At 42.3% G+C, this 16,798-nt stretch carries 9 protein-coding genes; 7 read left to right on the forward strand and 2 right to left on the reverse strand.

From position 1 onward, the window contains the following. The first annotated feature begins 65 nt into the window (after nt 1–65). From AC1DO4_RS01155 to AC1DO4_RS01175, 5 genes are all read left to right on the forward strand, one after another. Nucleotides 66–3,683 (forward strand): VCBS repeat-containing protein, encoded by a 3,618-nt coding sequence (locus tag AC1DO4_RS01155; RefSeq protein WP_477412165.1) that lies wholly within the window; start codon nt 66–68, stop codon nt 3,681–3,683. A gap of 10 nt (nt 3,684–3,693) precedes the next feature. Further along, nucleotides 3,694–5,013, forward strand: coding sequence for a vanadium-dependent haloperoxidase (locus AC1DO4_RS01160; RefSeq protein ID WP_477412167.1), 1,320 nt, complete (start codon nt 3,694–3,696; stop codon nt 5,011–5,013). 16 nt (nt 5,014–5,029) lie between these two features. Then, nucleotides 5,030–6,586 (forward strand): FG-GAP repeat domain-containing protein, encoded by a 1,557-nt coding sequence (locus tag AC1DO4_RS01165; RefSeq protein WP_477412169.1) that lies wholly within the window; start codon nt 5,030–5,032, stop codon nt 6,584–6,586. A 174-nt stretch (nt 6,587–6,760) separates the two neighbouring features. Further along, a complete protein-coding gene (locus AC1DO4_RS01170) occupies nt 6,761–8,314 on the forward strand; it encodes an FG-GAP repeat domain-containing protein (RefSeq protein ID WP_477412171.1) in 1,554 nt (517 codons plus the stop codon). Nucleotides 8,315–8,475: 161 nt separating this feature from the next. Next, nucleotides 8,476–11,274: a glycoside hydrolase family 2 protein gene (locus AC1DO4_RS01175; RefSeq protein WP_477412173.1), complete on the forward strand. Its 2,799-nt coding sequence runs from the start codon at nt 8,476–8,478 to the stop codon at nt 11,272–11,274. Nucleotides 11,275–11,372: 98 nt separating this feature from the next. On the opposite strand, the gene AC1DO4_RS01180 is transcribed toward AC1DO4_RS01175, so the two are convergent. Then, nucleotides 11,373–12,440, reverse strand: a complete 1,068-nt coding sequence (locus AC1DO4_RS01180) for an agmatine deiminase family protein (RefSeq protein ID WP_477412174.1) — start codon at nt 12,438–12,440, stop codon at nt 11,373–11,375. Between the two features lie 128 nt (nt 12,441–12,568). Next, complete coding sequence (locus AC1DO4_RS01185) at nt 12,569–13,438, reverse strand: carbon-nitrogen hydrolase (RefSeq protein ID WP_477412176.1); 870 nt, start codon at nt 13,436–13,438, stop codon at nt 12,569–12,571. 261 nt (nt 13,439–13,699) lie between these two features. Here AC1DO4_RS01185 and AC1DO4_RS01190 point away from each other — a divergent pair, with 261 nt between their 5' ends. Together AC1DO4_RS01190 and AC1DO4_RS01195 are read left to right on the forward strand one after the other, a co-directional pair. Then, nucleotides 13,700–14,830, forward strand: a complete 1,131-nt coding sequence (locus AC1DO4_RS01190; protein ID WP_477412179.1) for a flippase-like domain-containing protein — start codon at nt 13,700–13,702, stop codon at nt 14,828–14,830. A 96-nt stretch (nt 14,831–14,926) separates the two neighbouring features. Next, nucleotides 14,927–16,702, forward strand: a complete 1,776-nt coding sequence (locus AC1DO4_RS01195) for an aromatic amino acid hydroxylase (RefSeq protein ID WP_477412181.1) — start codon at nt 14,927–14,929, stop codon at nt 16,700–16,702. Nucleotides 16,703–16,798: the final 96 nt, after the last annotated feature.

The raw sequence follows: 16,798 nt of genomic DNA on the forward strand, positions 1-16,798 counted from the left end.
AATTATTCTAATTTAGGTGGAGATAATTATCTCCACCTTTTTTTATAGCCTACTGCTCAAAATTCATGAAGTATATATTCCTTTTAAGTTGCCTGTTTATATGTTTGCTAACAGGCTGCGAAAAACCAACATTGTTTAAACTGATTCCATCATCACAATCGGGTATTACTTTTAGCAATACCATAGTTGAGGATGATAAAATAAACCCCCTTACCAAGCTTAACCTTTATAACGGCGGCGGCGTAGGCATAGGTGATTTTAACAATGATGGCTTGCAGGATATATATTTTGTAGGTAACACCGTATCAAACAGGTTATATCTAAACAAAGGGGATATGAAGTTTGAAGATATAACAGCCAAAGCAGGCGTAGGCGGCAAAGGCGGCTGGGGCAGGGGAGTGGCTGTTGTTGATATTAATAATGATGGCCTTGCCGATATTTATGTATGTAATACTTTATTGGATGACTCTGTTAAAAGGATCAACCTGCTTTATGTTAACCAGGGCACAGGTAAGGATGGTATACCTGTTTTTAAAGAAATGGCTAAGGAATATGGCCTGGATATTAATGTACACTCCACCATGGCCTCGTTTTTTGATTACGATAACGATGGAGACCTGGATATGTACCTTACCGTTAATGAAGCTATAGCCAGCGATAATCAAAGCGTGTTCAGGCCGGTAGTTAGGGATGGCAGCCACCGCAGTACAGGCAGGCTTTACCGTAACGATTGGAATGCCGCGTTAAAGCACCCGGTGTATACCAATGTATCTAAACAGGCCGGAATAACAATTGAAGGTTATGGCCATGCCAGCAGTATTGTTGATATAAACAAGGATGGATGGAAAGATATTTATGTAACCAATGATTTTTTACCCGATAACATCCTGTATATCAATAATGGCGACGGCACTTTTACCGATAGATCAAAAGAATATTTTAAACACACAGCCTTTAGCGCAATGGGGCAGGATATTGAGGATGTGAATAACGATGGCCTGGCCGATGTTTTTGAGGTTGATATGAACCCCGAGGATAACTATCGTAAAAAGATGTTCATGCCCGCCAATAACTACCAGATTTTTCAAAACTTTGATCATTACGGTCAGCAATATCAATATACACGTAATACTTTACAAATTAACAGAGGCCCGCGCCTGGGCCAAAATGATTCAATAGGCGCACCGATTTTTAGCGAAACTGCTTTTTTAAGCGGCGTAGGCCAAACAGACTGGAGCTGGGGCCCAATGCTCACCGATTTTGATAACGACGGCTTACGCGATTTAATTATAACCAACGGTTATCCCCGCGATGTTACCGATCATGATTTTATTACATTCAGGGACAGGGCTTATGCAATTGCTTCAAGCAAACAGATCCTCGACCAGATCCCGATTGTAAAAATACCCAACTATGCATTTAAAAATACCGATGGGCTGCAGTTTACTGATGTAACAAAAAACTGGGGGCTTGATGCGCCATCGTTTTCAAACGGTGCGGCTTATGCCGATCTGGACAATGATGGAACTATGGATATGATTATCAATAATATTGATGACGAAGCTTTCATCTACAAAAATACAGCCCGCGAAAAAAATAAAACTGAAAACAACTATTTACACATACAATTTCACGGCGGTTTGCAAAACCTGGGCGGCATTGGCGCTTTCGCCAATATTTATTATGACCATGGTAAACAACAGGTATATGAAAATACACCTTACCGTGGCTATTTATCAACTATTCAAAATATTGCACATTTTGGTTTAGGTAAAACAGCCCGGCTCGATTCGGTAGTGATACGATGGGATAACGGTAAAAAACAGGTTTTGAAGGATGTTAAGACCAATCAAACCATTAAAGTAAATATGGCTGATGCCAGGGAGCCTTATACATTTAAAGGGCCTGTGCTAAATACCAGGTCATTGTTCCGCGAGGTGACAAAATCGGCAGGTATTACCTATAAACATAAGGAAAAGGATTATATCGATTTTAATGTACAAAAATTAATTCCGCATAAATTATCACAGTACACTCCTGCGGTAGCAGTTGGCGATGTAGATGGTAACGGTTTTGATGATATGGTAGTTGGCGGTACCACGCTATACCCTGCACAGTTATTATTGCAGCAGGCCGATGGGAAATTTAAACAGCGCGATCTTCTGCCTCAGTCAAAAGTAAAAGTGCCGGCCATCAACCCTATGGATATGGGAGCCTACCTGGCGCAGGTAGCCGGTGCAAAGGACGAAGGTTTGCTATTATTTGATGCCAATGGCGATGGCAAGCTGGACTTGTATATAGCCAGCGGCGGTTTTGAAACCCAGCCGGGATCTGCCAATTACCAGGACAGGTTTTACCTAAACGATGGAAAAGGTAACTTTACGCTGCAGCCCGATGCCTTACCTAAAAACCTTACCAGTAAGCTATGTGTAAAGGCAGCCGACTTTAACCATGATGGCAAGCTCGATCTGTTTGTATCCGGCCGTGTGGATCCATGGAACTATCCTAAGCCGGTATCAAGCTTTGTATTGCGTAACGATAGTAAGAGTGGTGTTATAAAATTTACAGATGTATCTCCGTCAGCGGCGCCGGGATTAAAAAATATCGGCCTGGTATGTGATGCCACCTTTACCGATTTTAATAACGATGGCTGGCCCGACCTTATACTTACGGGCGAGTGGATGCCGATAACCTTCCTTGAAAATGATAAGGGCATATATAAAAATATAACAGCAAATACAGGTGTGCAGGATAAATTAGGCTGGTGGAACACCATTGCCGCCGGCGATTTTGATCATGATGGCGATATCGATTATATAGTTGGCAATACCGGGCTTAACACATTCTACAAGGCTTCAGATCAGTACCCGATTTATATAACCGCTAAAGATTTTGATAACAATGGCAGCTATGACGCTTTTCCATCTGTTTTCCTGAACGATCAGCAAGGGGTGAAACAGGAGTTTCCGGCTTTTGGACGCGATGATATTGTGAAGCAGATGATTAGCATGAGGATAAAATACCAAAATTATAAGTCGTTCGCAGTAGCTACTATGGACACCGTAATTACCCCGAAAATGCGCGAAGGCGCCATCAGGTTAAAAGTGAATTACCTGCAATCATGTTATTTACGCAATGATGGGGGCGGTAAATTTACAGCTTTACCTTTGCCAATAGATGCCCAGATGTCGGCACTTTGCGGTATAACCGTTGATGATTTTGATGGCGATGGTAACCTTGATGTGGCTTTAAACGGAAACGATTATGGTACCGAAGTTGCAACCGGACGCTATGATGCTTTTAACGGGTTGATACTTAAGGGTGATGGCAAAGGCAATTTTAAACCGCTTAGCATTTTACAAAGCGGGTTGTGCATTCCCGGCGATGGCAAAGCCCTGGTTAAGTTAAGGGGAGCTAAGGGCAATTATCTTTTAGCTGCCACCCAAAACCGCGACATGATGAAATTATTTGAACTTAAACGCCCCGTAAAAACGGTGAGTTTACAGCCTTTGGATGCTTTTGCTACCATAAAATACAAAAATGGTAAAATCACCAGACAGGAGTTTTATAATGGCAGTTCTTTCTTGTCGCAATCGGGCAGATTTTTTAATATTGAAGGTAATATGGCATCAGTAACCATCACTGATAGCTATGGCCATCAACGAACCGTTCAGCTTAATTAATTACTTGTATATGAGATATTTTAAAATATGTATAGCCGTTGCCTGCCTATTCCTGGTGTATGGCTGTACGCAAAAAAAGAAAACGGCTTTAATGAAAGATGCCGATGTACTACATAATAATGTTGATCAGCTAACGCAGGTGATTATATACGATGTGTTTTCGCCACCGGTAGCCAGTCGTATTTACGGCTATACCACATTGGCGGCTTATGAGGCAGTACGCTATGCAAACCCCGGTTACAATTCAATAGCAGCCCAGTTAAAGGGCTTTGGCAAACCGCCCGAACCAAAAAAGGATTTAAAGTACAATTTTACATTGGCTGCTACCAAGGCCTTTTTTACGGTAGCCCATAAAATCACCTTTTCGGTTGATACCCTTCAGAAATATGAGGATAAGGTATACGCTATGTATAAAGATAATCTTGACGATTCTACCTACGCGCGTTCAATAGCATTTGGTACGCAAATAGGAAAGTTCATGCTGAAACGCTCTGCTGTTGATAATTATCCGCAAACCCGCGGCAAGCCCCGGTTTTTGGGTAACGAAGATCCGGGACAATGGCGTCCTACCGCGCCAGACTATCTTGACGGTGTTGAGTTTTGCTGGGGCACTATGCACACTTTTGCGGTTGATACCTCAACACAGTTTAAGTTACCGCCGCCACCTCCTTTTAGTGAAGACAAAAACAGCGTTTTCTTTAAGCAAAACATGGAGGTTTACCAGTTGAGTAAAAATATTACCGAAGAGCAAAAAACAATTGCCCGCTTCTGGGATGATAATCCATTTGTAATACAGCATAACGGGCACATGATGTTTGCCAATAAAAAAATAACCCCCGGCGGCCACTGGATAGGTATTGCAGCCATTGCCTGTAAACAAACACATGCTGATGTAGTAAAAACGGCGCAGGTTTACGCGCTTACATCCATCGCTTTGTTTGATGCCTTTATTTGTGGCTGGCAGGTTAAATATGAAACTAATTACATAAGGCCGGTAACAGTTATCAATGAAAAAATTGATCACGATTGGCTGCCTATGCTTCAAACTCCGCCATTCCCCGAGTATCCAAGCGGGCATAGTGATATCAGTGCAGCTTCGGCGGTAATGCTTACGCACCTGTTTGGCGATAACTTTGCTTACCAGGATACCAGCGATTTAAAATATATAGGTATGCAGCGCCATTTCGATTCGTTTTTAAAAGCCTCGGAAGAGACGTCTATAAGTCGTTTTTATGGCGGCATACATTATCTTAACAGCGTAAACCAGGGCGCCGCGCAAGGCAGGCAGGTTGGCGAATATATTTGGCAAAAACTAAAACTAGAAAAATAATTGCATATAGGTTTTTATGAATTTTAAAAAGAGTTACCTGGTTACTGCTTACCTGCTTTTATTTACTGTTTTATTATCACTTGTTACGTTAATGTATGGCTGTAACTCAAAGCCACAACCATATAAATTAACCGGAGATGTTAAGGTGGATGGGGAAAACCTGGTACAGTTAAAGTGTACAAGGTGTCATGCGTTAACACCTGTTAATGCTTTACCCAAAAATGTTTGGTTAAACCATGTATTGGTTAGTATGGCGCCTATGCTCAATGTATCAACTTATGGAAGCTCTTTTTTCAAAAAGGATCCAAAGGATACAACCGGAGCAAGCATTACAGAATGGCTTACTATAGTTGATTATTATAAAAAGTTTGCACCCGATACCTTATTACCTGCCAAAAAGCCTGTTCCTTTAGTTGAGGATTGGGCTGGTTTTACATTAAAAAAGCCGGCACCGTTAAATTCTACCAGTTTTACTACTGCCGTTGCGTTTAATACAGCAACTAAAAAGTTGTACAGTGCCGATGCAGTAAACGACAAATTGTATACCTGGGATGCCGATTTAAAGGTCGACTCATTAGCATCTTTGCCCTCTGCCGGAGTAGGCATTAGTTTTGATAAAGATGAAGCAGGAAATAACATCGGCTTTGTTTCGGCCATTGGCCGTATGGCCCCGGTTGATTTTCCGAATGGAAAAATAGTGAAAGTTAACCTGGATGCTAAAGACGCGAATGCTACGCAAACTTACATAGCGTCTGATCTGCCCCGCCCGGTTCAAACCATAACCGGCGATTTTAATAAAGATGGACTTAGTGATGTGGTAGTTTGTGGCCAGGGTGATAAAAAAGGAGGAGTTTATTTATTAAAACAAAATAAGGATAAAACCTATATGCAACAAACCATCCTGGATAAGGCAGGATCGGTACAGGCTGTAAAAGGTGATTTTAATAAAGATGGCTGGCCCGATGTAATGTTTTTAACAGGCACAGGTGATGAGGGGCTATGGCTTTTAACAAACGATCAAAAAGGTGGTTTTACAACAAGGAAGCTGCTAACTTTTCCGCCAACAAACAGTTCAACCAGCTTCCAGTTAGCCGATATGGATCATGACGGGAACCCTGACCTGATTTATACCTGTGGTTATAATTATCACGATTCGCGTATTTTAAAACCCTACCATGGTTTGTATATTTTTACCAATACGGGCAACTGGAATTTTAAACAAAAGTACTTTTATCCAATAAACGGCTGTACAAAAGCTATAGCTGCCGATTTTGACGGCGATGGCGACCTTGACATTGTAACAATTGCCTTTTTTGCAGATATGCAAAACACGCCTGCCGAGGAGTTTATTTACTTTGAACAAACCAAAGCATTTGATTTTAAACCACATGCGGTACCAATAAGCAAATATGGCCGCTGGATGTGTATGGATGTAGCCGATTTGAACAATGATGGTAAGCCTGATATCATTCTTGGTAATTATGCCAATGGCTTTATGTTTATTCATGGTTTACAACCGCAATGGGATCGCAACCTGCCGCTCATCGTGCTCGAAAATCACCTGAAAAAATAGGGGTTGGTTAGTGTTATATTTAAGCTTTTAATTCATCAACGGCGAAAGATTTACTAAGCTTAACTCGATAATATTGTTTTTGGCTTCGTTGAGGGCTTCGCCGTTTTAAAACTTCATAAGTCTGGAATTCTACAACTTGTTATAGGATAGGCTAGGTACGAAGCATAAGTGTCCATGATAAAAAAACAACGGCTATCCGCAAATAAGATCTGTTTAATTATTTTTTCGGTATTTATTACCGTTATGGTTTTCAATAGCTGCGGGGATGATGGTTTATCATCAGGTGAAGAAAAATACCTTGCCGAAGGTAAAAAGCTTGCCCAAATACGTTGTTCTGGCTGTCACCAGGCACCAGATCCGTCGCTTTTGGATAAAATAACATGGGAAAAGAGTATACTACCGGGCATGGCACCCAAATTTGGTTTACGGCCTTTTATGGATGATTACCTTGTTTCTTCAACCTCAACCATATCTGCTGCCGACTGGCACAAGATCCTGGTTTATTATAAATATTCGGCTCCTGCCAGGCTGATCATACCAAAACCCACAGCAATAAAAGACTGGGCTATTTTCGCCCTGAAACGGCCAAAAAATGCAGATACGGCTAACGGGCCTGCTATGACTACCATGGTTACCTATAATGAAAACGATAAGCATTTTTACACAGGCGACATGGGCGGCAATCTTTATAAATGGGATAACGATCTTCAATCAACCCTCGTAAAGAAATTTAATTCGGGAGTAGTTGATGCCAATTTTTTTAAAACAACTGCAGAGCCAAATGGAGCTATTATAACCTGCATAGGCATACTGCCGCCAAACGATCAGCTGAAAGGGAAAATGATAAGCATAAACCTTAATAGCCGATCGGCAAATAAAGATTCACTGTTAATTACTGATAGCCTGCCGCGCCCGGTAAAAAGCGCTTATGCCGATTTTAACAAGGATGGTTTAGTAGATTATGTATCCTGTGGTTTTGGACATAACCGGGGAGGGTTGTACCTGGTTCAGCAACGGGCAAATCATACATTTATAAAAAAAACTGTCAGGGCGATACCGGGGCCATCCCAGGTTTTTATCAGTGATTATAATAACGATGGCTGGCCTGATATTGTGTGCCTGTTTGCCCAGGCTGATGAAGGTATCTGGTTGTTTTTGAATGACAAAAAAGGAGGATTTGCCAGTCAAAATCTTATACATTTTCCGCCGGCATATGGTTCAAGCAGTTTTGAAATGGTTGATTTTAACCGCGATGGTAAGCCTGATATTTTGTACACCTGTGGCGATAATAATGATTACTCGCCTATATTTAAACCTTATCATGGGGTTTACATTTTCACCAACCAGGGCAACTGGAAATTTAAACAAACTTATTTTTACCACATTAATGGCTGCTCAAAAGCCGTGGCTGCCGATTTTGATAAAGACGGTGACCTTGACCTCGCCGTGACCGCGTTCTTCCCCGATTTTAAATACCATCCCACCGAAGGTTTTACTTACCATGAACAAACCAGCCCCGGTAAATTCAAAGTGCACGAGATTCCTGTTAACGGGTATGGCAGGTGGATAGCGATGGATGTGAACGACATCGATCAGGATGGTGATTTAGATATCGTTTTAGGGAATTTTTCGGCAGGAGGTTCCGGACTTATCAACCAAAAAGACTACAAACCGAGCTGGGACATGTACCATCCGGTAATCATGTTGCAAAATACGCTCAGAAAGTAAGCATAAAAATGCAAATTGTATCATTTGTATTGGAAAATGATAAATAAGTACGCTATCATGTTGCCGTGTGTTAATTAGTTTTACCGTTGTTATTTATTGCCAGAGATGTTTCCTTATCCATTTATTAAATGGAGGCACCGCATCCCTGTTAAAAAAGCATTATGATGAAAAAAACTATTTATATTGCCTTTGGTGTTTTAGCTGCATGCGTTTTGCCTGCCTTTTTGCTGGCTCAATCTGCGCCTGTAAAACAGGTTAAGTTATCCGATTTCGATTTGCAGTCTTCGGCATTGGTGAACGCTACCGGTACCGAATTATCAAGTGTTAAATACCATTCGCCTGTGTATTGGTTCCCGGTTAAAGTGCCATCAACGGTATTGACAGGGCTGGTTGCCAATAAAATTTACCCCGATCCGTATCAAGGTTTAAATAATATGCTCATTCCTGATGCATCAGATCAGTTTAATAAAGAGTACAACCTGGAGCAGTATAGTCATTTACCCAACGATCCCAATCCATGGAAAAAGCCTTATTGGTACCGCACAACCTTTAAAGTGCCGGCCGGTGATAAGGGCAGACAGTTTCAGCTGATATTTAAAGGCATCAACTACCGTGCGGCTGTATGGCTTAACGGAAAGCAAATTACCGATAGCACCCAGATGGCGGGTATGTTTGCCGAACATAACCTGGACGTGAGCAATGCCATTAATGCCGGTGGCGATAATGCATTAGCAGTAAAAATATATCCTTTGGATTATGCCGGTTATCCCGCAAAAGAACAGCTGAAGGCTTTAGGCCCATTCTATGAAAACGGTGGCCCAACCGGGGATATTGGTAAAAATGTAACCATGCTATGCTCCGCAGGCTGGGATTGGATTCCGCCGGTGCGCGATCGTAATATGGGGATCTGGCAGCCTGTTTTTCTTCGTACCACAGGAGCCGTTACTATTGGCAGGCCAAAACTGGTAACCGACCTGCCAAACCTGCCCGATACCAGCGTAGCCACGCTCTCCCTGAATTTAACATTATCAAACAATACCAGCGTTGCTAATAATGGCAAGCTTACCATCAGCATAAACCCCGAGAATTTTACGGGCTTACCTGTTCAGTTCACGCAAGCAATTTTCGTTGCTGCAAATTCTGGCAAGGCAGTTGAATTAAATGCCGATAAGATTAGCCAGCTCATTATCCATCAGCCCAAACTATGGTGGCCAAATGGTTATGGCAAGGCAAACCTGTACCGTATTCGCCTGCAATATGCTGATGTAAAGGGCATCAGTGATGATACTACCTTTGTTTTTGGCGTGCGTGAGGTATCATCCAAAGCAAGCATGGTGAATGGTTTTGTGCGTCGCCAATTTTACGTGAATGGTAAGTTAGTGCATTTGGTAGGCGGTGCCTGGGTACCGGACATGATGGTGAACCGCGATTCGGCCCGGTATGATTATGAAATGCACCTGTGCCGCAATGCCAACGTAAACTTAGTGCGCATTTGGGGTGGCGGAGTTACCCCACCCGATGCTTTCTGGAATGCGGCCGATAAATACGGACAAATGGTATGGTCGGATTTTTGGATCACGGGAGATACCCAGGGAGAATTTAAAGGCTCGCCTGATTGGCCATTGGAAGGAAGCGTATTTATAAAAAATGTGGAGAGCACCATTTACCGCGTACGTAATCACCCAAGTTTACTGGTTTGGACTGGCGGTAACGAAGGCCATGCCCGCAAAGAATTGTATGATAAAATGCGCAATGATATCATCGAACTGGATGGTACAAGGCCATTTATCCCAAGCTCATCAGGCTTTGCCAAACTGCCTGAGGGATGGAAAGGCTCATGGCCGGATGATATGCCATCAGGCGTGTACAGCGGCGGGCCGTATGCATGGAAAGATCCTAAGGATTATTACAAACTGGCCGATGCAGGTAAAGATTGGGTATTTAAAGATGAAACCGGTCTGCCATCGCAACCGCCTTATACTACGCTGCCTAAAATTATCCCTAACCTTACCTGGGATAAAACCCTGCCTTTCCCGCTAAACAATACCTGGGGATACCATGATGCCGCAACAGGTGCGGGGCAGTATGATAAGTATTATGAAGAAATGGTCAAAAGGTATGGTGCGCCGGGCGATATCGTAAATTTCTCTGATAAGATGCAGTTTATGAACTATATAGGCTACCAGGGTATTTTTGAAGCCGACGGCCATAAACTGAACGAAACCGGTGGCGTAATGCTCTGGAAACTGAATGCCGCCCTGCCAAGTGTGGTCTGGCAGATCTATGATTGGTACCTGGAGCCAAATGCAGGTTATTATTCCATGCAAAACGCCTGCGAACCGGTGCATATTCAGTRTAATTATGATAACTCAAGTGTGGCAATCATTAACCGTACCCACCATTCAACCGGCGATCTTATTGCCACTGCCGATATTTTTGACATCAACAGCAAGCTCATTAAATCATCAAAAGTGGAGCATGTGAGTTTAGCTACAAATGGCGTACAGGAAATCATTCAGCTGAAAGATATCCTGGCGGGCACGCAGGGTGTAAGCTTTGTAGTGCTTAACCTGAAAAATTCTGTTGGCAAAACGGTATCGCACAACGCTTATTGGCTATCTGCAACAGATGAATTCAAAACGCTTAACAATATGAAACATGCCCGGGTAAGCGCCAAAATTATCAAAACCGAAAAAGGTACTGTAGAAAGTAAGTGGACTGTTCAATTCACCAACACATCAAATAAACTGGCATTTTTTGTACGCCCGCAACTCATGAAAAACGGTGAAGAAATTATGCCAAGCTACTGGACAGGAAATTATTTCACTTTGGCGCCATACGAAAGCATAACTGTATCTGTAACCGCCCCGGCTGCCAAATTAGGTAACATAACCCCAACCATATTACTGGAAGGCTGGAACCTGGATAAGCAAGTAATCGCATTAGCTTCGAAACAATAATAAATATTGCTAAAACAAAAACGCCTGGCTCAAAAAGTCAGGCGTTTTGTTTTTATATCATTTGCACATCTGCAATCTGCATATCAAAAACTCCCCCTTTAGGGGGCTGGGGGGCTTGGTTCCTGCTGGCTCAAACAATGGAAACTTCCAAGTCCCCAGATGATATCAGTAGAATCAATACCCACAACCTCGCGATTGGGGAAGCATTGCTGAATGATTTGTAATGCTTTATCGTCATTTACAGAACGATAGGTAGGTACTACAACAGCCGAGTTGGCTATATAAAAATTAGCGTACGATGCCGGCAAGCGGGTATCATCATGGACCACCTCATCGGGCATGGGAAGTTCCACAACGTTTAATTGTTTGCCGTTGAGCAGGCGCATTGTTTTTAAAGCTTCCAGGTTTTCCTGCAGCAGGTGATAATTGTCGTCGTTTTTGTTCTCTTCAACAACAGTAACTACGGTATCCTCGTTCACAAAACGAGTAATATCATCAATGTGGCCGTCGGTATCGTCACCAACAATGCCATCGCCCAACCATAAAATTTGTTCGGCGCCGTAATAGTTGCGCAGGTAGCCTTCAATCTGGTCCTGGTTTAAATGCGGGTTGCGGTTTTTGTTGAGCAGGCAGGCAGTGGTGGTTAAAATTGTGCCCTTGCCATTAAAATCAACAGAGCCACCTTCCATTACAATACCCGGATTAAATACCGGCAAACTAAAATGTTTACCAATTTTTGTAGGGATTACATCATCCAGGTCAAACGGGGGATATTTGCCGCCCCAGGCATTATAGCCCCAATCAACAATAGCTTTTTGTTTAGTATACGGGTTGATCAAAAACGCGGGTCCGTGGTCGCGGCACCAGGCATCGTTTGTAGCAAATTCAAACAACTCCACCTGGCTCATATCAACACCGGCATGTTGCAGCTGAAAAGCCACAGATGCCTTCATGTTTTCATCAACCACGTTAATGCGCACTAATTCACCTTTGGTTAATACTTTGATGAATTCGATGTATGCCGGGTAAATGGTATCTATTTTCCCCGGCCATGAAGCCTCTTTATGCGGCCATGAAAGCCAGGTTGCTGTGTGTTTTGCCCACTCAGCGGGAAAGGAAAATCCTTGCGAAGCAGGGGTTTGTATAGTTGAAGTATTTTGGCTCATAGTTGGTAAGCAAATATGTATACCCCACCCGTCATTGCGAGGTACGAAGCAATCCCTAACTGTACAGAGTGGCTCTGTAGGTCGGGGATTGTTTCGTACCTCGCAATGACGATGGGTGAGGAAGTAATTTAATCTTCGTCTAATAAACGTTTGGTGATCGGCTGGTAACTGTCAATCCTTCTATCCCTCAAAAACGGCCAGTGACTACGGTAATAATCAGATTTATCCAGATCTAATTCCTGTACAACAACCTCTTCCTCATCATGTGATGTTTGCTGGATAATTGCACCAAACGGATTGGCAAAGAATGATCCGCCCCAGAATTTAACGCCAGCTTCTTCGCCAACACGGTTAACGCTTACCACGTGTATGCCGTTGGCTACCGCGTGCGAACGTTGTATGGTTTGCCATGCATTGTATTGTTCCACATTGGTAGCTTCATCCTGAGTAGTGGCCCAGCCAATGGCTGTTGGATAAAATAATATGTCGGCACCCATTAACGAGGTGATACGGGCAGCTTCGGGATACCATTGATCCCAGCAGATGAGCACACCTAATTTGCCGTATTTGGTTTTAAATACCTTGTAACCCAGGTCGCCGGGGGTGAAGTAGAATTTTTCGTAAAAGCCCGGATCATCGGGAATGTGCATTTTGCGGTATTTGCCTAAGTAGCTGCCATCGGCATCCAAAACAGCAGTGGTATTATGGTAAAGGCCCTGCGCACGTTTCTCAAACAATGAAGCAATAATTACCACGTTAAGTTCGGCAGCAATTTTTGATAACTCATCTGTTGATGGGCCAGGTATAGCTTCGGCCAGTTTGAAATTGTCGTAATCCTCAACGTCACAAAAATAAAGCGAGGTAAACAGCTCCTGTAAACAAACTATTTGGGCGCCTTTGGCTGCTGCCTCCCTTACTTTAATAATGGCCTTTTGCAGGTTCTGCTGTTTATCTGCAGTACAACTCATTTGCACTATGCCAACCTTTACTTTATTCATACTGATAAAAATTTGCGCAAAAATAACAATTGAATTTAGGATTGCATCGATTTATATTATTGATTACACTGATTTGAATATTATCATTTCGTTATGATTGCACCGATGTTGTAGTTGATTACACCAATTAATTTGTATTGGTTTTAAATTTTTCAAAACATAATTGCTAAATTTTGTTAAATCATTGTCCTCATATAGCTAAATAAAAAAATAACATAGCTTTGCACCCAAAATGGCGGTTGCCGTTAATTTGCTTCAACAATGATAGATAAGGATTATTACGAAATTTTAGGCATCGACCCCAGTGCTACATTAAATGATATTGACGAAGCATATCGCAAAATCAGTAATAGTAAGGCTCCCAATGATTTAGTTGCTGAAGCTTACCAGGTGTTGAGCGATACTGAAAAACGCAAACAATACGACGAAGATTATATAGGGCCCTTTAACCCGGCTGAGACCTTTCCGTTGGAGGATTTGAAAACCATTACCTCCGAAAAAAAGCCTAAAACATTTAAAAGTACCCTGTGGCATATTACCAAGCTGATTTTAAAGATCTGCGTTACCGGTGCCTTGCTTTATTATGTTTTTAGTAAAATAAAAATTGACCAGGTTAAAGAATTACTTAGCCAATCGAACCCATGGTGGGCGCTGGCTGCTGTGATATGTTTTTTTCTTTCAACTATTGTATCCGCTTCAAGGTTATTAAGTTTTTTCAGATCTATAGATTTACACATCGGCTGGAGATTTAATTTACGCTTATATATGCTTGGTATGTTTTATAACTTGTTTTTACCAGGTGGCATAGGCGGCGATGGTTACAAAATATACCTGTTGAACAAAAGTTATAAAATGCCTGCTAAAAAAGTTTTCTGGGCAATTTTGTTTGATAGATTAAGCGGTTTTTGGGCAATTGGTTTAATTACTGCCGTACTTGTTATTTTTCTTCCGCAGTTAAATATTAGTCCTTTACTAACAGGGGCCATATTTTTAAGTGCAACGGCGGTGTATTATTTTGTGGCACACAAATTTTTTAAAGAATACACCAGGTACTTTTTTGAGGCTCATTTAAAGGCAGTGGCCTTACAATCATTACAGCTAACTACAATTTTGTGTGTAATGATAGGCTTACATCACATCGGTAAATTCGCCCCTTACTTATCGGCGTTCCTGATGTCGTCTATGGCAGCAGTTATACCATTTAGCGTTGGTGGGCTTGGCTTTCGGGAGTTTATATTTAAGTGGGTAATCGTCGAAAAATTCCAAATGAACGGCGAACTGGCCGTAGTTTTAAGTTTATCTTTTTATGTAGTGTCGGCCCTTATTTCTTTAATGGGTGTTTACTATGTATTTCGTACAGATAGATTAGAAAAGGATCTTCCTTCTGATTAATGTTATAAAAAACCATAAATTACTATCAACCTGTTTCAGTAAAGGCAATCTTATTTCCTAAATTTACGTTCTGTTTATAAACCGTACCAAACGTAAATGAGCCATTTTAATGATTTTCACAATCCGCAGGTTGCTGCGTTGCCCGGTCATTTAAAACAATTTATAGTCGACCAACATTACGAGCATTACACGCCCATTGACCACGCTGTTTGGCGCTATGTAATGCGGCAAAATTATAGTTACTTAAAGGATGTTGCCTATTACCCATACATTCCCGGTTTAACCAAAGCCGGCTTAACTATAGAAAGAATCCCCAACCTGCAGGAAATGAACGATGCCCTGGCCAAAATTGGCTGGGGAGCAGTTACTGTTGATGGTTTTATACCACCAGCCGCCTTTATGGAATACCAGGCTTACAAGGTGCTGGTTATTGCAGCGGATATCCGCCAGTCGCGGCATATTGAATATACACCTGCGCCCGATATCATTCACGAATCGGCGGGGCACGCGCCAATTATTGCTGATAAGGATTACCACGAATATTTGAGCTATTTTGGCTCGATAGGGGCAAAAGCCATGTTTTCGGCACAGGATTTTGAACTTTACGAAGCCATACGGGCTTTATCGATACTAAAAGAAATGCCCGATGCCGACCCGGAAGAGGTGAAGAAGGCCGATGAACGGGTAGCTTACCGGCAGCAGAATATAGGCGAACCATCAGAAATGGCCTTGCTAAGCCGCCTGCATTGGTGGACGGTAGAGTACGGTTTGATTGGTACATTAGAAAACCCAAAGATTTACGGCGCCGGCCTGCTCTCGTCTATTGGCGAAAGCGCCAGTTGTATGACGACGGAGGTAAAAAAACTCTGGTACACTATTGATGCGGTGAACTATAGTTATGATATCACTAAAACACAGCCACAGCTTTTTGTAACACCAACCTTTCAAAACCTGGTAGATGTGCTGGAGGAATTTGCCAATACCATGTCGTTCCGCAGGGGTGGGGCTTATGGATTAGGTAAGGCTTTTGAAAGTAAAAATACCTGTACAGCGGTTTACAGTTCGGGCCTGCAGGTTTCGGGTACGGTGACCGATTTTAAAACCGATAAAAATGGCGATCCATATTTTTTAAAGATCACCGGGCCTGCTGCTTTATCAGTTAATAATAAACAACTGAAAGGCCATGGAAAAAATTATCATAAAGATGGCTTTAGCTCGCCGGTTGGTAAACTTAAAAATATGCAGCCTTTAGAAAACATGGGTTTGGCAGAACTGGAAAATGCCGGTATCGCCATTAATAAAGATGCAACACTCGAATTTGAAAGTGGTATTACCGTTGAAGGCAAAGTTAAAAGCATCCTGGCATCGGGCGGAAAAACGCAGCTGATCTCTTTTACAGATTGTATGGTAACTGATGAAAATGGCGCGGTATTGTTTGATCCGTCGTGGGGTGTTTATGATATGGCTGTGGGCGAAAAGATCACGTCGGTATTTTGTGGTGCGGCAGATAAGGAAGCATTTGACGAGTTAATTTATAAATCAAAAACCGCTACTCATCATGTAGAGCATAGCTTTAAAAATAAGGAATTACACAAGCTGTATCAGCAGGTGCGGGATTGCCGCCAAAAGCAAGGTGATTATGGCTTTTTAGGCAACGTTTGGCTTAAACTGCAAAAAAATCATCATGACGACTGGCTTTGCGCCCTGGAAATACTGGAACTACTGGAGCATGAGGGGATTGAACCATTTCTGGCGGCTGAGATCCGTGGTTTTCTGGAACAAAAAATAAAAGATCAGCCCGAATTAAAAAAACTTATCACAGATGGTTTTTACCTGATCGGGCATCCTGTTGAGCAAAAATTGGTATTTTAGGAGCGATGATAACAACGTTATCTTACGCAAATAAAAATGCGTCATTGCGAAGCATAGGCCCAACCCTTCCTGGGAGAGGCTATGCTTCGCAATGAC

Source organism: Mucilaginibacter sp. P5_A6 (genome assembly GCF_056400585.1).